At 70.8% G+C, this 15,527-nt stretch carries 14 protein-coding genes and 1 riboswitch; of the genes, 4 read left to right on the forward strand and 10 right to left on the reverse strand.

Annotated features, from left to right (window positions below):
- Positions 1 to 40: 40 nt before the first annotated feature.
- Positions 41 to 1,060 carry a glycosyltransferase family 9 protein gene (locus tag I55_RS13115; protein WP_044561009.1) on the reverse strand — a complete coding sequence of 340 codons (1,020 nt, stop codon included), beginning with the start codon at positions 1,058 to 1,060 and terminating at the stop codon, positions 41 to 43.
- A gap of 182 nt (positions 1,061 to 1,242) precedes the next feature.
- On the opposite strand from I55_RS13115, the gene I55_RS13120 reads away from it, so the two are divergent.
- The gene (locus tag I55_RS13120) at positions 1,243 to 2,163 is read left to right on the forward strand and encodes a folate-binding protein YgfZ (RefSeq protein WP_044561050.1); all 921 of its coding nucleotides are present in this window, start codon (positions 1,243 to 1,245) and stop codon (positions 2,161 to 2,163) included.
- Here I55_RS13120 and I55_RS35880 read toward each other — a convergent pair.
- On the reverse strand, positions 2,132 to 3,265 hold the full coding sequence (locus tag I55_RS35880) for a glycosyltransferase family 4 protein (protein ID WP_159107187.1): 1,134 nt from the start codon (positions 3,263 to 3,265) through the stop codon (positions 2,132 to 2,134). The two genes, I55_RS13120 and I55_RS35880, sit on opposite strands and share 32 nt — an antisense overlap.
- A gap of 414 nt (positions 3,266 to 3,679) precedes the next feature.
- Here I55_RS35880 and I55_RS35390 point away from each other — a divergent pair, with 414 nt between their 5' ends.
- On the forward strand, positions 3,680 to 6,046 hold the full coding sequence (locus I55_RS35390) for a HAMP domain-containing protein (protein ID WP_044561010.1): 2,367 nt from the start codon (positions 3,680 to 3,682) through the stop codon (positions 6,044 to 6,046).
- A gap of 73 nt (positions 6,047 to 6,119) precedes the next feature.
- On the opposite strand, the gene I55_RS13135 is transcribed toward I55_RS35390, so the two are convergent.
- Both I55_RS13135 and I55_RS13140 read right to left on the reverse strand, forming a co-directional pair.
- Complete coding sequence (locus I55_RS13135; RefSeq protein ID WP_148293700.1) at positions 6,120 to 6,551, reverse strand: hypothetical protein; 432 nt, start codon at positions 6,549 to 6,551, stop codon at positions 6,120 to 6,122.
- A gap of 115 nt (positions 6,552 to 6,666) precedes the next feature.
- Positions 6,667 to 7,128, reverse strand: a complete 462-nt coding sequence (locus tag I55_RS13140; protein WP_083901076.1) for a helix-turn-helix domain-containing protein — start codon at positions 7,126 to 7,128, stop codon at positions 6,667 to 6,669.
- Positions 7,129 to 7,310: 182 nt separating this feature from the next.
- Here I55_RS13140 and I55_RS13145 point away from each other — a divergent pair, with 182 nt between their 5' ends.
- Positions 7,311 to 7,922 carry an NAD(P)-dependent oxidoreductase gene (locus tag I55_RS13145; RefSeq protein WP_044561012.1) on the forward strand — a complete coding sequence of 204 codons (612 nt, stop codon included), beginning with the start codon at positions 7,311 to 7,313 and terminating at the stop codon, positions 7,920 to 7,922.
- 192 nt (positions 7,923 to 8,114) lie between these two features.
- The gene (locus I55_RS13150) at positions 8,115 to 8,858 is read left to right on the forward strand and encodes an acetoacetate decarboxylase (RefSeq protein WP_044561013.1); all 744 of its coding nucleotides are present in this window, start codon (positions 8,115 to 8,117) and stop codon (positions 8,856 to 8,858) included.
- A gap of 70 nt (positions 8,859 to 8,928) precedes the next feature.
- Here I55_RS13150 and I55_RS13155 read toward each other — a convergent pair whose 3' ends face one another.
- The 6 genes from I55_RS13155 to I55_RS33050 form a co-directional block, all read right to left on the reverse strand.
- On the reverse strand, positions 8,929 to 9,561 hold the full coding sequence (locus I55_RS13155; protein WP_044561014.1) for a LysE family translocator: 633 nt from the start codon (positions 9,559 to 9,561) through the stop codon (positions 8,929 to 8,931).
- Positions 9,562 to 9,611: 50 nt separating this feature from the next.
- Positions 9,612 to 10,259 (reverse strand): LysE family translocator, encoded by a 648-nt coding sequence (locus tag I55_RS13160; RefSeq protein WP_044561015.1) that lies wholly within the window; start codon positions 10,257 to 10,259, stop codon positions 9,612 to 9,614.
- 24 nt (positions 10,260 to 10,283) lie between these two features.
- Positions 10,284 to 10,391, reverse strand: a riboswitch (ZMP/ZTP riboswitch).
- Between the two features lie 38 nt (positions 10,392 to 10,429).
- Positions 10,430 to 11,413, reverse strand: coding sequence for an alpha/beta hydrolase (locus tag I55_RS13165; RefSeq protein ID WP_049974079.1), 984 nt, complete (start codon positions 11,411 to 11,413; stop codon positions 10,430 to 10,432).
- A gap of 14 nt (positions 11,414 to 11,427) precedes the next feature.
- A complete protein-coding gene (locus I55_RS13170) occupies positions 11,428 to 13,617 on the reverse strand; it encodes a TonB-dependent receptor (protein ID WP_044561016.1) in 2,190 nt (729 codons plus the stop codon).
- A 150-nt stretch (positions 13,618 to 13,767) separates the two neighbouring features.
- A complete protein-coding gene (locus I55_RS13175) occupies positions 13,768 to 14,139 on the reverse strand; it encodes a hypothetical protein (RefSeq protein ID WP_044561017.1) in 372 nt (123 codons plus the stop codon).
- A 104-nt stretch (positions 14,140 to 14,243) separates the two neighbouring features.
- On the reverse strand, positions 14,244 to 15,503 hold the full coding sequence (locus tag I55_RS33050; RefSeq protein WP_049974080.1) for an MFS transporter: 1,260 nt from the start codon (positions 15,501 to 15,503) through the stop codon (positions 14,244 to 14,246).
- Between the last annotated feature and the right edge of the window lie 24 nt (positions 15,504 to 15,527).

The following is a 15,527-nucleotide window of genomic DNA, read 5'->3' on the forward strand; positions in this document are numbered from 1 at the left end:
AGCGCTTTTTAATGGCCTGGCGGGGTGGCACGACAAACGGTCACAGCTGCCCGCCCCTCTGGCGCCCTTCCACCTGGCCCCCGCCCATCTGGCCCCCGCCCATTTGGCAAGGTCCCACCCGGGCCAGCAGGTCGGCCGCCGCCCGCTCCACCCGGTCCAGTGTCAGGGCGGCCATGCGGGCTTCCGGCGACAGCGCCGCCTGCGGCTCCTCCGGTGCCATCACCGCCAGGGCCCTGGGCCCCCAAGGGGCGTAGAGATGGACCGGCGTGGGGCCGAACAGCCCCAGGGTGGGCGTCCCGGCTGCTGCCGCCACATGCATGAGGCCGCTGTCGTTGCCGACGAACAGCCGAGCATGTTCCAGGCAGGCCCCCGCCAGCAGGGGGTCGGTGCGGCCAACCAGGTCGATCAGCCGGTGTGCGCCCAGGTCAGCCGCAAGCGCCTCCAGCACCGGGGCGCAGCGCGGCCGCTCCGCCTCCGACGCCAGGACCATGACCCGGGCGGGCGCGAGCCCGCCGGCCAGGGGCCCCACCACCAGGTGGCGTGCCAGGGCGGCGAAGCGGTCGGCCGGCCATTCCTTGCCCGTCCAGTTAGCCGCCGGCCCCAGCGCCAGGATGGGCGCCTGGTCATCCGCCCCGACCATGGCGCGCGCCTGGGCCCGCAGGGCGTGGTTCAGAAACAGGCGGGGGGCGGGGGGTGGATCCAGCCCCAGGACCCGGCCGAGGGACACGACCTTGGGCTGGCGGTCGTCACCGCCGCGAAAGGTGGCGCGGCGGCGGGCCAGCACCAGCCAGGACACGGCGCTGTCGCGCAGGTCCACCACCAGGTCCCAATGGTGGCCCACCACCTGCCGCCACAGGTCCACCCAGTGGCCGGCCAGGCGCCGCTTGGGCATGGCGATGGTGCGGTCCAGCCGGGGAACGGCCTGGAACAGAGGGGCGGCGATCGGACCGCAGGCGATGGTGAAGCGCGCGTCTGGAAACTGGTCCACCAGGTGGCCCAGCAGGCCGGTCGTCAACACCGCGTCGCCCAGACGGGTGGAGGTGATGAACAATACCCGCAAAAGACCGGCCCCCGACCCATGGCGAAATCCTGGCGACGGCCCCTTATACAAGCGCCATCAGACGCTTGCCAATGCGCGTGTGACGGCGGACCCTTGCGGCGGGGCCCACGAGCCCTTACCTGTTGAAAGCACATGGACCCAGGGGCAATTGTTCCATGGGCAAACTATTCAGGTTCAGTGCCATGACCACCGGTGCCGCTTTCCCCTGGCCCCCCACCCCCGCCTCCAGAGCCGGCCGGCTGATCGACCGGGGCGTCCTGGCATTGACCGGACCCGATGCCCGCACCTTCCTGCAGGGCCTGATCACCAACGACGTCCGCCGCGTCAGCCCCACCCAGGCGATCTACGCCCTGTTCCTGACGCCCCAGGGCAAATTCCTGCACGAGCTGTTCGTGGCGGCGCGGGTGGCGGAGGACGGCGGCGAGACCCTGCTGATCGAGACGGAAGCCGCCCGCGCCGCCGACCTGCTGCGGCGCCTGTCCCTGTACAAGCTGCGGTCCAATGTGGCCCTGGCCGACGTCAGCAGCCAATGGGCCGTCGCCGTGGTCCTGGACGCGGACATCCATGCCGCCCCCGGCACCGCCTGGACCGTGCCGACGCCCGAAGGCCCTGCCCTGGCATACGCCGACCCCCGCCACGCCGGCCTGGGCCTGCGCATGCTGGTGCCGGCCGCGGCCGCGGTGGGGCTGGCCGATGGCACCGAGGCCTACGCCCGCCGCCGCCTGACCCTGGGCGTGCCGGACGGCAGCCGCGACCTGGTGCCGGAAAAATCCATCCCCCTGGAAAACGGCATGGACACCCTATCCGCCGTGGCCTTCGACAAGGGCTGTTACATGGGCCAGGAACTGACGGCCCGCACCCATTACCGCGCGCTGATCCGCAAGCGCCTGATGCGGGTGGTGGCCGCCGATGGCGCCGCCCTGCCCCCGCCCGGCACCCCCGTTGTCTGGGGTGAGCGCGAGGTGGGGGAGATGCGCAGCGCCGCCGGCGCACAGGGCCTGGCCATCCTGCGCGTCGAGGATGTGGAGAAGCCGGACGTGGACCTCAGCAGCGGCGGCGTGCCGTTGACGGTCAGTGGCCTGGCGCCGGCGCCCCAGCCTTAGGCGCCACCACCGCGGCGGCCGTGTCCGCGACGGCCAGCAATTCGGCATACAACCGTTCCAGCGCGTCCAACCCGGCGGTCTGGCTGTAGGCGGACAGGGCCGGGCGATGGCGCAACCGATCACCGGCGGCGGGCGCCTGCGCCAAGGCGTCCAGCGCCACGACCAGCGATTCCGCCAGGGCATCCGCGTCGCCCGCCGCCGCCAACGGCGCCAGGGCCAGCCCTTGGCCGTGGCGCCCCACCTCATCCGGCCGCAGAATCGTGCGGGCCCCTTCGGAGGCCGAGGCCACCACCGGCACGCCGGCGTCCAGCGCCTCCAGGAACACCAGGCCGAACGGCTCGAAGCGCGAGGGCGAACAGAACAGGTCGGCGGCGTGGTAGAAATCCTTCACGTCGCCGCGGAACCCCAGGAAGCGGATGGCGGCGCAGTCCGCCGCCTGCGCCTTCAGCGCCGACATCTCCGCCCCGTCGCCGACGATGGCAAGCTTCAGGTTCGGACGGTCCAGCCCGCGCACGGCGCTGACCAGCAGATCGAAGCCCTTTTCCCGGACCAGCGGCCCCACGCCCAGCAGCAGCACGTCATCCGGCGCCTCCGCCCCCATTTCCCCGCGCAAGGCCTTGACGCGGCCGGCATCGGGCGCCGGGTGGGGCTGCAGCCAAGGGTTCACCCGGACGATGCGCCCTTCGAAACCGCCCAGCTTGGCCTCTTGCGCCTGCCAATCGGTCGTGGCGACCACGGCATCGTGGTTCTGGTACCAGCGCCGACGGTAATCCAGATGCATGGTGGCCAGCACCGCCGGGCGCCCAGGCAGCAGGGGGCGCAACCGTCCCACCGTCCGCCCGGCCCGGCTGCCGTGGCCATGGATGACGTCGGGACGGAAGCGGCGGACATGGCCCCAGATGCCGGGCGCCATCAGCCCCGGCCCCACCGTCACCACCCGCAGCCCCGGCAGTTCGCCCGATGGGGGCAGCTGATCGCGGATGGAGCTGCCGCTGGCGTCGGCGCAATCGGCGCGAACGATCAGCAGCACCTCGTGATGGCGCGCCTGAGCCGTGGCCAGTTCCGCCACATGGCGCTCAGCCCCCCGGAATCCCTTGGACAAGATAATCTGGACGATACGCATACAGGCCCTCGATACGAAACCCGCGCGTCCAATGAGGACGCAGAGACAACCGGGCCCCCACACCCAGGATCCAGGCGCACCACTCTCGCCCGATCCAACCTTCCTACGCCCCGGCCGTCATGGCGGCAAGCCCCACGCCGGTCACAGCGATTTGAAGCAGGTGATACGTGCCTGGTACGCCCACCTGATGCGCCCCCCCCGGCTCTGATACGCCCCGGGGCCCCCGAACCCGTTCATGCACACCGCACATGGTCGCGAAATGGCGAGCCGAAAGTAATTGACGAAGCCCCCGCGCCTTCCCACACCATGGGCGCCATTGGGCATAGGCCCCGGTCGGGGGTTGGCGCGTATGGCCGACAGGTGGGTGGGGGTATGAAGTCAGGGGTCAGTTCAATGCAGGGCGCCAGCCGGGGAACCCCCCTTGGGGGGAGCGGTGCCGGCAGCCTGCGCCGCGCCAGCGGCTGGATCGCCGCCCTGGCCGTGGCCGCCGCCGTGGCCCTGGTGGCAGCCGCCACCTATAACCTGGCCCTGTTCAGCCGCGTCGACCGCTCGCTGGACGAGACGCCGGCCGTGGCCGCCGCCAAGTCCCGCGCCCTGGACGAGGCCCGGGGCGCGCTGGGCAACGGCGGCCTGCTCAACGCCCTGGCGGTCTATGCGGAGACCGGCAGCGCCCAGGCCAGGGCCGACATCGCCCAGGCGCTGGAAACGGCGGACCGCAACGTCCGCGCCTTCGAAGGCAACCGTCTGACCACCGCCGAATCGGACCTGGCCCGCGACCTGCACCGCCTGATCGACCGTTACCGCGCGACGGTGAATGCCGCCGGCGACAGGCCGCAGGCCCTGTCCGGCGCCGCCGGCCTGTCCCTGATGACACTGCACGCCGCCGTGGCCGACCGCATCGCGCAATTGCGCCGGCAGGAGGTGCAGACCACCTCCGACGTCCTGGCCGGCCCGGCCCGCCAGGGCTTCTGGCTGGGCATCGCCGCCGTGGGCGCCATGCTGGCCGTCGTCGGCGCCTGCCTATGGCTGATCCGCCTGCGCCTGCTGCTACCCCTGGCCCAGTTGCGCGACAGCGTGGCCGGCGTGGGCCGCGGCGACTGGCGTGCCCCCATCGCCGGCACCGACCGACCGGATGAGCTGGGCGACATGGCCCGCGCCATCGAGGCCTTCCGCCGCCAGGTGGCCGACCTGCCCGACGTCTCCGTCGTCACTGAAGAGGGGCGCGTGCGCCTGAAGTTCGACGGCAACGCCGGCGACCTGTTCGAGCAGCTGACCACCCGCCTGCGCAGCGCCGGCGACACCCTGGCCGGCAACGGCGGCGCGGTGTCGGTCCTGGTCAGCGACACCCGGCGCGAGCTGACCGGACTGCTGTCCGAAACGCAGCGCGACCTGACCGACCTGCTGAGCGGCACGCAGCGGGAACTGACCGAGAGCGTGCAGCGGGTGGGCGAACTGTGCGGCATCGTCGCCAAGGCCGCCGGCGACAGCAACCGCGAGATCAAGGAGGCGACGGAGCTGCTGGGCCGCGCGGCCCTGCAGGTGCACGCCTTCGACGACCGGGGCGGCGGCGGTGGCCTGGACAACCTGGTGGAGGCCTTGCGCCGCAACGCCGAGATGGTGGCCAGCACCGTGCTGACCGCCGGCGAGGACGTGGGTCGCGTCGTGCGCGGCCTGTCGGAGACGGAGGGCGATCTGCGCCGCGCCACGGGCGAGGCCCAAACGGCCAACGAACGCATGAACGCCGCCATGGGCGACCTGCAGGCCAAGCTGCTGGCCTCGGTCAAGCTGTTGCGGGCCTCGGGCGAGATGCTGGCCACCAGTTCCACAGAGGCGACGGCCAGCCTGGCCCAGGCGACGGAGGCCGTGGGCAACAGCGACCGCAACCTGCAGGCCGCCCTGGCCCACGCCGGCGACCGGCTGGAGCGGGTGACCGGCCGGGTGGAGAACTCCGCCGACCTGCTGCGCGGCACGGCGGAGGGGATGACGCGCGACCTGTCGGGCGCGCTGGATGGACTGAACCGGGCCAACCGCCTGATCGAAACGGCGGCGGAAGCCAACAGCACCCGCCTGGAGCCGGTGGCCGAAAGCCTGGCCAACGTGCAGCGCGACCTGGCCGGCGCCGCCGCCGGCGTGGCCCTCCGCGCGGGTGAGATGACCCGCACCCTGGACAGCCTGGGCAAGATATCGGAGGCCATGCGGGCCGAGTTGGAGCGCCGCAGCGCCGACCCCGACCAGAAGGCGGCGGCCGACGAGGCCATCGCCCGGCTGGAGGCCACCGCCCACGCCCTGGGTGACCGCGCCGGCAGCATCGGTGACACCGCCAGCCGCCTGTCCGACATGCTGGCCGCCGGCCTGGGCGACGCCGGCACTCGGGTGGAGGAGGCGGTGCGCGACCTGCAGCGCGAGGCCGCCACCCTGGCGACCGACGCCAGCGGCGCCACCAACGCCCTTAACCGGGCGCTGGCCCGCCAGGACGAGGCGACCGAGTCCTTGCGCGCCCTGACCGGCAGCCTGAGCGAGGCGCTGACACCCCGCATCGACCCCAACCTGGCCACGGTGGAATCCCTGGCCGATGGCCTGCGCATCCGCATGGAGGCGGCCGACCGCACCATCCGCGGCCTGCTGGATCTGACCGACCACCTGAAGGCCCTGGTCGAAACCAGCCGTGCCACCGAACAGGCCAGCAGCGCCGCCACGAAGGAACTGGGCGACCGCCTGGCCGCCATCGCCGACCAACTGCGCGCCGCGACCGGCGGCTGATCCCGCCGGTTTGGAAAAGGAAAGGGCGACAGCCGACCACCGGTTGTCGCCCTTTTTCCTGAATATAGGCCGCTTACTTGGGCATTGCAGCCGCAGGGGCCGGAGCCGCCGCGGGAGCGCCCACGGGCACCAGGGTGACGTTTACCGGACTGTCGTACTTGTTGTCGGCGCCGCTGGCGCTATCGATGGCCCAGCCGATGCCACCGCCCAGCAGAATATTGCCGACGGTGGCGCCGGCGGCACCGGAATGGTCCAGGAAGGTCGCTTCCTGATAGCCATCCTTGACGCAGCGGACGGTAATGTCGTGCTTCGTCTTCTTCACCGTCGTGGCCGCCGGGGTCTGGGCGATGCGGGCGATGACCGTGCCCTCACGCTCCAACGCGCAGTTGGCGCCGGCGGGATTGGTGTTGACCGTGATTTCCTGGGACGTACCCTCGACAATCGAGGAGCAGGCGGACAGGCCGACGAGCGCAAGACCCGCCGCAAGCGTTAACCGAATATGCATAGTGTGTCACCACTTATGAGATAAGCCGTGGCGGCAGCATATTGATGGCGAAAGTGTTAATCATTGCATGAATGTGGTTAATGGCCACCCAACCATGCGGCAGAACGTCGCAGCGTCATAGCGCCCCGTTCCCATCTTGCGCCGCGTCATACCGGCGCCGGCTGGCGCGGATGGCGGGCTGGTGCAGGGCCGCCCATTGGGCCAGTTGCGCCAAGTGGGCGGAGAAGCTGTGCCCCAGGTCGGTCAGGGCGTATTCCACCTGCGGCGGCGTGGTGGGGAAGACCGTGCGGCGGGCCAGGCCGTCCCGCTCCAGCTTGCGTAGGGTCTGGGCCAGCATGCGCTGGGAGATGCCGTCTATGGCCCGGCGCAGGGCGTTGAAGCGGGCGGGCCCCCGGTCCAGGTGGCGAATGACCAGGACACTCCACGCGTCGCCCAACCGGTCCAGCACGTCCCGCACCGGGCAGACGCCGTCCTCCGCATCCGGGCGATAGCCGGCCGCCACCACCTCTTCCGCCACGATGGGTTCCGCCACGGCGGGCTCCGCCAGGGTGGATGCCGCCGGGGTCCGTCCATCCATGCTGGTCTCCTCAAGCGTCAGACCCGCCCTCATTTCACAGGGATGGCGGGCGGTAATGCCGCGATAACCAGGGCACGGAAACATGCCTTCTTCAAAGACGGCGGCCAAAATGGCATCTGGTTACTGACCGTAACCTAGTCCGCTGCGTCGCGATGCGCCAGCGCCCTGACCGGAGATCCCCCATGAACATCGCCCTTATCGGCGCCACCGGCAATGTTGGCAGCCGCATCCTGGCTGAGTTGCGCCGCCGTGGCCATGCCGTCACCGCCATCGCCCGCGACGTCCGCAAGTTGCCCCCGCAGGACGGCGTGACCGCCAAGGCCGGCGACACCGGCGACGCGGGCACGCTGGCCCCCCTGCTGGCCGGCCATGACGCCGTCATCAGCAGCACGCGCTTCCAGGGCCTGGATCTGGCCTCCCTGCTGTCCGCCATCAAGGTCGCCGGGGCGAAACGCCTGCTGGTGGTGGGCGGCGCCGGATCGCTGGAGGTGGCGCCGGGTGTGGCCCTGATCGACACGCCGGACTTCCCCGCCGCCTACAAGGCCGAGGCAGAGGCCGGGCGCCAGGTGCTGAACGCCCTGCGCCAGGGGCCGGGCGTGGAATGGACCTTCCTGTCGCCATCAGCCTTCTTTTACGCGGGGGAGCGCACCGGCACCTTCCGACTGGCGGACGACCAGTTGCTGGTCGACGCCGCCGGCAAGAGCCATATCAGCTATGAGGACTTCGCGGTGGCGCTGGTGGATGAGGTGGAAAGCCCCGTCCACGCCAATCGCCGCTTCACCGTGGGGTATTAAGTTCCCAAGGGCGCCGGGTGCGGCCATCCGCCGCCCCCAGCCCCGCTTGGTTTGGGTGCGGCGCAACAAAGTTTACTCGGACAGGGAATGATTTCCCCGGGATGCATCCGCCATCCTGGCGTTCCCGTCGTCCGGGTGCCGGTGCGCTGACCGGCCCCGGCGCCACTCCATCCCCCTGGGAGTAGTGCCGACATGAATCGTGACGAGATCCTTTCCGCCGCCTCCATGCCGCTGTTCAGCCCCAGCTATCCGCGCGGGCCGTACCGCTTCACCCGCCGCGAATACCTGATCATCACCTATGAGAGCGACCCGGACGCCATCCGGCAGGCCCTGCCGGAACCGCTGGAGCCGGCGCCAGGCAACCTGTGCTTCTATGAATGGATGAAGATGCCGGACAGCTCCGGCTTCGGCGATTACGAGGAAAGCGGCACCGGCATCGTCGCCCAGCTGAACGGCGAGCCCTGCAACTTCTCGGTCCAGATGTACCTGGATGACGAGCCGCCCATCACCGCCGGCCGTGAGATCTGGGGCTTCCCCAAGAAATACGGCATCCCCCGCCTGAAGGTGCAGAAGGACACCCTGACCGGCACCCTGCATTATGGGGAGGAGCGGGTGGCCATGGGCACCATGACCTACAAGCACTTCAGCCTGGCCGACCGGCTGGATGAGGTGGCCAAGGGCATCGCGAAGCTGAACGTCAACCTGAAATTCATCCCGGACGTGGACGGTGGCCCGAAGGTGGCGCAGCTGGTGGGGTACAACCTCGCCGATGTCCACGTGCACGGCGCCTGGGATGGCCCGGCGCGCCTGCACCTGACGCCGCACGTCAACTGCCGCGTGGCCGACCTGCCCGTGCGCCGCATCGTCGGTGGCCGCCATCAGGTGGTGGATTTCACCCTGCCCTTCGGCCGGGTGCTGCACGACTACCTGGCGTGATCTTGTGCGGTCGCCGGCGCCCTTGGCCTCGGGATTGGAATCCCGGGGCCACGGGCGGCCGGTCATACCGTTACCGCCGCGCCTCGGTCGCCATGCGCAGCGCCAGGCCGGCCAGCACCGTGCCCATGACCCAGCGCTGCACCTTAAGCCAGCTGGGCCGCGTGCCCAGGAAGGTGGCCAGCGTGCCCGCCATCAGCACCACCAGGGCGTTGACCGTCAGGCTGATGGCGATCTGGGCGCCGCCCAGCGCCAGGCTTTGGGTCAGCACGCTGCCCCGGCCCGGCACGATGAACTGCGGCAGCAGCGACAGGTACAGCATGGCGATCTTCGGGTTCAGCAGGTTGGTCAGAAAGCCCATGCCGAACAGCCGGCGCGGACTGTCGGCCGGCAGCGCCCGCACCTGGAAGGGCGACCGCCCCCCGGGCTTCAGCGCCTGCCAGGCCAGGTACAGCAGATAGGCCGCCCCGCCGAAGCGCAGCGCGTCGTAGGCATAAGGCACCGCGAAGATCAGCGCCGTGATGCCGAAGGCGGCGCACAGCATGTAGACGACAAATCCCAGCGCCACCCCGCCCAGGGAAACGAAGCCGGCGACCCGGCCCTGGCAGATGGTGCGGGACAGCAGGTAGACCATGTTGGGCCCCGGCGTCAGCACCATGCCCAAGGCCACGACGCCGAACGCCAGCAGCATGTTGATATCTGGCATATTTTTCCTTTCCCCTTAGACCCCGGGCGCGGCATCCGGCCGCTTGGGCTTCAGCGCACCAAGGCCGCGTCACGGACGGCGTCGGCCATCAGCCGCAGGCCCAGGGCGCCCATGACGGCACCGGTGACCCGGTCGATGCCGGCCTTGGCCCCCAGGTAGGCCCGGCGCGGCGTCTCCAGCGAGAAGGCCAACGCCACCACCGTGTACCAGCCGGCCTCGATCACAAAGATTACCGGCGGCAGGAACAGCAGCAGGTGGGGCGGCGGTTCTTTCGGTAACAGGGCGGCGAAAATGCTGGCGTAGGCGATGGCGGTCTTGGGATTGCTGAGCTGCGTCGCCAGCGCCACCGCGAAGGCGCGGCCCAGTGATGGCGCCCGGCCACCGTCAGGGACGCCGTTGGTCATGGTGAGGGGCGTGCGCGCCCCCTGCCACATGCGCACCGCCAGATAGAGGAGATAGACGCCACCCGCCAGGCGCAGCGCCATGTTCAGCCACGCCACCTGGGTCAGCAGCGCGGTCAGGCCCAGCAGGGCCAAGGTGCCGAAGAAGGTGCCGCCCACCCCCATGCCCACGGCGGCGGCCAGGCCGTTGCGGCGGGATTGGGTGACGGCGGTGCGGGTGACCAGGACGAAGCTTGGCCCAGGGCTCATGGCCCCCAGCAGCAAAGCGGCAAGGATGGGAATCAGGCTGACAAGCATGGGCAGTCCCTTCCGTTAATACGGGTGGATGGCCCAGGCGCGCGGCACGGAAGGTGCGCCCGCGCTTCCCGATGGTGCCCCATCTCGTCCCACCCAGGCGGGTGGGACCCTTCGCCAGTCACGCGGACGGGAAAATCGTAACCGACATCCCGTCCTTCGCCAAGGGGGACTCAAGCCAGCAACGCGCGCAGGGCCTGGGCCACGTCGGTCAGTCCCTTCCGCCCCGCCTCCAGGGCGGTGGGGAAGGACAGGAAGGCGTGGATGGTGCCCGGCACATGGTGATGCCGGGCGACACCCCCGGCTCCCGCCAGCCGCCGGGCGTACAGCGCGCCCTCATCCCGCAAAGGGTCCAGCCCCGCCGTAACCACCAGGGCCGGTGGCAGGCCCGACAGATCGGGCGCCCACAGGGGCGAGACCTCGGGTTCCGCCGCCAGCTGGTCGCGGCCGCCCAGGTAGTTGGCCTTGGCCCAGGCGATGGCCTCCTCCGTCAGGAAATAGGCGCCGCCGCCATAGGCGCGGCGGGACGGCAGCTCCCCCTCCCGGTCCAGGGCCAGCACGGGATAGAGCAGGGCCTGGGCGGCGGGCAGGGAAAGGCCCAGGCGCCGCCGGCGCAGGCACAGGGCCGCCGCCAGGGTGCCGCCGGCGCTGTCCCCCGCGACGGCGATGCGCCGGGGATCCAGGCCCAGGGCGTCAGCCCGCGCCACCATCCAGGCGTAGGCGGCGGCGGCATCGTCCAGGCCGGCGGGATAGGGGTGTTCCGGCGCCAGGCGGTAGTCCAGCGACAGCACCGCCAAACCGCCGTCGCGGCACAGCCAGCGGCAGACGCTGTCATAGCAATCGACGTCGCCCAGGCTCCACCCGCCACCGTGCAGGAACAGGACGGCGGGCCAGGGCGGCGCGCCGTCCGCCGGCCGGTACAGCCGGGCCGGCCGTGCGCCGCCGTCGCCACCCGGGTCGCCGCCGGGCACCGCCAGGTCCTGCATCGGCCCCACCGCCGGCGGCAGCCCGCCCAGGGCCAGGAACAGCTCATGGATGCCGCGCCGGGTGTCGTCCACCGTGACCTGGGCGATGGTGGGTTGGTCGGCCGCCGCTGCGGCGAACCCGGCCAACAGGGCGGCCGTGTCCGCATCCGGCGTGTCCAAAGGATCGCTCATCGCTCCCGCCCCCCTCAGTAGCTGTATCGCAGGGTGAGGCGCCAGGTGCGCGGGTCGCCGTAATAGGCCAGCTGATAGCCCAGGCTGTCGCTGAGGTCGAAGCCGTGGTCGATGTAGCGGCGGTCCGTCAGGTTCTTGACGCTGGCGGCCAGCGACCAGTGCTCATCCGCCGTGGTCAGGGTCGCCTGGGCGTCCGCCGTCACGTAGAAGGGCTGGGCCAGCAGCTCACTGCTGCTGACGGTGGGGTAGGTCTTGGACCGGAAGGAGGCGCCGCCGTCCAGCCGCAAGGTGCCGAAACCGCCCAAGGGTACCGTGTAGTCGGCGCCCAGCCGGCCGTCCCACTTGGGCGCGTTGACCAGGTGCCGCTGTTGGCTGATGTCCACGCCACCGGGACCGATGTAGCGGTCGTAGCCGGCGTCCAGGTAGCCCAGGGTGGCGCTGACCGTCAGGCCGCGCGCCAACAGGGCCCGCACTTCCATCTCCAGCCCCCGGATGGTGGCCGCGCCGGCGTTGGTGAACAGGGCGGAGAAATTGCCCTTGGCGTCGGCCACGAAACTGGACAGCTGAAGATTGGTGTAGTCGTTCCAGAAGGCGGCCAGGTTCAGGTTCACCCGGCCATCGTCCAGCGTGGTCTTCAGCCCCACCTCATACGCCCACAGCGTTTCCGGCGCGTAAGGCCGGGCGCCGGCGGCATCGCTGGAGCGGCCGTCGAAGCCGCCGCTCTTGAACCCCCGGCTGGCGCTGGCATACGCGAACATCGTGTCGCTGAGGCGGTAATCGATGCCGGCCTTGGGCGAGAGGGAGGCCCAGTCGCCGCGCGTGTCGATGTCGGTGGCCAGCAGGCCCTGGCCCAGGGGCACCGGCAGGGTCTGGCCCGCGCCGAAATACTCCTGGGTGCGGGCGAAGTGCTTGGTCTCATAGGTGTAGCGCAGGCCGGCCGTGAGGCTGAGCGCGTCGGTGACGCGGTAACTGCCCTGGCCATAGCCGGCGAAACTGCGGTTGTACTGGTCGTTGTCCGAACCGGTGACCAGGCCGATGGCCGGTCCGTACAGGCCGCTGATGGTGTCGTCATGCTCGCGGAAGAAATAGACGCCGGCGGTGCCGGAGAGGCGGTCGCCGGCGTAACTGGCCTGCAGTTCCTGGCTGAACTGGTTCTGCTCCTCCGCGTCATAGACACCGAAGTAGGCGTACCGCGTGGCGTCCAGGTCCAGGTGGGCGTCGTAGCCCATGCGGCGGTAGGCGGTGATGGACTTCAGCGTCACGGCATCCGTCGCCTGCCAGGTGGCCGTGGCGGCCAGGCCGCGCACGGTCAGCTTGGACAGGTCGTTAAAATCGGCCTGGATGGCGAAGGGGTCGGCGTTGGCCGGCGTGCCGAAGACGGCATCGGCGCGGGCCGGCGTGCGTGAGGTGCGGGGCCGGTCGTTGCTGCTGTCGGCGGTCAACAGCAGGGAGAAGCGCTCGGTCGGGGTGGCCAGCAGGGCCAGGCGACCCGCCACCGTCTTCTTGTCGCCGTCATCGCGGCCATTGACCGTGTTGGTGGAGAAGCCGTCGCGGGAGAGATAGGCGAGGCTGGCCCGCGCCGCCAGGCGGTCGGCCACCAGGGGCAGGTTCAGCGACGCGGTGGCGTCCAGCGCGCTGTAGTTGCCGGCGCCAAGCGACAGGCTGGCCTCCGGCGTGAAGGCCGGCAGCTTGGAGACGTACTTCACGGCGCCGCCGATGGTGTTGCGGCCGTACAGCGTGCCCTGCGGCCCGCGCAACACCTCGATCCGGTCCACGTCCACCACGTCCAGGAAGGCGCCCTGGGCCCGGCCCAGATAGACGTCATCCAGATAGATGCCGACGCCCGGGTCGGCGAAGGCCAGGCTGTCCACCTGCCCGACGCCGCGGATGTAAACGACGGCATTGGCGGCATCGCCCTCATGCAGGGTCAGGTTGGGCACCGCGCTCTGCAGGTCGCCGATGGTGCGGGCGTCCAGGGCCTGCAAGGCGTCGGCGCTGAAGGCCGAGACGGCCACCGGGGTCTGGGACAGCTTCTCGCTGACCCGGCGGGCGGTCACCACCACCTCATCCAGCCTGTCTTCCGCCTGGGTCTGCCCCTCCTGGGCCAGGGCGGGCGCCGTCAGCGCCAGCAGGATGGCGGAGGCCAGGGGCAAGCGAAGGGCGGCCCGGCGGGACCGCCGGCGGGCGAATGGGGTGGTGCGCATGATGTCTCCCTGGGCGTTTTCCCGGGGGCGCTTCTGAAGCGGCGCCCCCTTGGCACGTCCCAGCCAACCAAAGCCGGCCCGGCGATACTAGAGAAGACCTGCCGGTAAAAATCCCCGCAAACCTTGCCGCTATTTTGGGGAGGGCCGTTCTTAGGCCAGGGCCTTGCGGGCGTTGTCCAGCGTGCGCGACAGGTGGCCGCGCATCAGGGCCTCCAGCCGCGGGGTGGGGACGACATAGAGGGTGCGGCCATCGTCGCCGCCCCTGCGCTTTTCCAGATAGCCGTCCATCACGGCGCGCTTGATCCTGTCCTCCCGCGTGCGGTTGGAGCCGGACTTCATCACCTGGCAGGCGGCGCTGACCGTCAGGGGCGTGCCGTTCCAGTGCTGGGTCAGGCAGCCGGCGAACAGGTACCAGTATTCCTGGGTGAAATAGTCCGGCCGGCTTTCGAAGGTGCGGTCCCAATCGACCGCGTAGTCGACCAGAACCGCCATCCAGCGGCGCAGCATGTCCTCATCCGCCATAATGCCATCCGTCCCCAGGCGCGGGCGCCGTTGCCGCGAAGTGTTATTGCTTGGAAACAGAGGATAATTCAGCGCCGGTCCCGCCGCACGGGGAAACTCTCCGGTCAAGTGGCGTGGGCATGCCGGCGCCCGATCCCCAGCGCCATGGCCAGCAGGATGGCGCCCGTCAGGCCCATGACCAGGGCGGTGGGCACCAGGGACAGCAAGGTGGGAGCCGCCGTCATGGCCGCCAGGGTGCCGACGCAGTCCAGCACCATGAACAGGCGGAACACGGCCGCGATCTCACCACCGCTGAACCGGATCTGGCGCAGGGTGGTCACGGGGATCTGCGCCAGGGGTCCACCCGTGGCCGTGATGGCCGACGCCATCGCCATCGCGCCCAGGGTCCAGGGGGCGGGCACCCGCGTGGCCAGCGCCAGCAGGACGAAGCCGCCGCCCACCAGCACGTCGCCCGCCACCACCAGCGCCAGGGGGCGCCGGGCGAGGACGCCGTCCGGCGGCAGGCTGCCCACCACCAGGTTGCTGACCAGGTTACCCGCCCCGTAGGCGGAAAACAGCAGGGCCAGGGCAGACAGGCCGCTGAGGCCGAAGCCCGTCACACCCTGCTGGCGCACCAGCAGCGGCAGGGACAGCCAGATGGTCAGGGTCCACAGCCCGCCAGTCAGGCCGGCGCGCCACAGCAAGTAGGAGAAGGGCGGTTCCCGCCGCACCAGGCGCCACCCGGCCAGCAGACGCGCCGGAATGGTTTCCAGGGGCGCCGCCCGCGCGGCCGCCGGCGACGGATCCGCCAGGCGGGGCCGCACACTGAAAACCGCGCAGGCCGAGGCCAGGAAGCTGAGACCGTTCACCCCCATCAGGGCCACGGGCGGCATCAGCGTGGCCAGCGCGCCCGCCAGGGTGGGGCCCACCAGCCGGGCCAGGCGCAGGGTGCTGTCGAACAGGGCATTGGTGGCGGCCAGCAGGCTGCGATCCGCCGCCAGCCGGGGCAGCGAGGCCTGCAGGGCGGGATCGAACAGGCCGGACAGGGCCGACAGGGCGACCGACGGCACCACCAGGGTCCAAAGCGTCAGGTGGCCGCTCAGCGCCGCGATCACCGGCACCACCGCCAGGCCGGCCCGCGCCAGGTCGGCCGCCATCATGACGCTGCCATGGTCCCAACGCTCCACCCAGGCGCCCGCCAGCAGGGCCACGGTCATCAGCGCCACCGTGTCCGCCGCCGCGACATAACCGGTGTCGGCGCCCACCAGCCCCACGGCCAGCCAGACCAGGGCCATCTGGTGTAGCTGGTCGCCCACCGCCGACAGCGACAAAGCGCCCCATAGACGGGCGATGGGGCCATGGGTCAAAGGTTTCAGCAGGCGCATGGGAACAGCGGCGGGAATGGAACG

The organism is Azospirillum sp. B4 (assembly GCF_000333275.1).
GTDB lineage: Bacteria > Pseudomonadota > Alphaproteobacteria > Azospirillales > Azospirillaceae > Nitrospirillum.

Bases quoted from the DNA above. Each gene is read 5' to 3' on its own strand.
- I55_RS33050 (WP_049974080.1), bottom strand. From the start codon at position 15,503: ATGCGCCTGCTGAAACCTTTGACCCATGGCCCCATCGCCCGTCTATGG.
- I55_RS13155 (WP_044561014.1), bottom strand. From the start codon at position 9,561: ATGCCAGATATCAACATGCTGCTGGCGTTCGGCGTCGTGGCCTTGGGC.
- I55_RS13150 (WP_044561013.1), top strand. From the start codon at position 8,115: ATGAATCGTGACGAGATCCTTTCCGCCGCCTCCATGCCGCTGTTCAGC.
- I55_RS13135 (WP_148293700.1), bottom strand. From the start codon at position 6,551: ATGCATATTCGGTTAACGCTTGCGGCGGGTCTTGCGCTCGTCGGCCTG.
- I55_RS13165 (WP_049974079.1), bottom strand. From the start codon at position 11,413: ATGAGCGATCCTTTGGACACGCCGGATGCGGACACGGCCGCCCTGTTG.
- I55_RS13175 (WP_044561017.1), bottom strand. From the start codon at position 14,139: ATGGCGGATGAGGACATGCTGCGCCGCTGGATGGCGGTTCTGGTCGAC.
- I55_RS13160 (WP_044561015.1), bottom strand. From the start codon at position 10,259: ATGCTTGTCAGCCTGATTCCCATCCTTGCCGCTTTGCTGCTGGGGGCC.
- I55_RS35390 (WP_044561010.1), top strand. From the start codon at position 3,680: ATGCAGGGCGCCAGCCGGGGAACCCCCCTTGGGGGGAGCGGTGCCGGC.
- I55_RS13170 (WP_044561016.1), bottom strand. From the start codon at position 13,617: ATGCGCACCACCCCATTCGCCCGCCGGCGGTCCCGCCGGGCCGCCCTT.
- I55_RS13120 (WP_044561050.1), top strand. From the start codon at position 1,243: ATGACCACCGGTGCCGCTTTCCCCTGGCCCCCCACCCCCGCCTCCAGA.
- I55_RS13140 (WP_083901076.1), bottom strand. From the start codon at position 7,128: ATGGATGGACGGACCCCGGCGGCATCCACCCTGGCGGAGCCCGCCGTG.
- I55_RS13145 (WP_044561012.1), top strand. From the start codon at position 7,311: ATGAACATCGCCCTTATCGGCGCCACCGGCAATGTTGGCAGCCGCATC.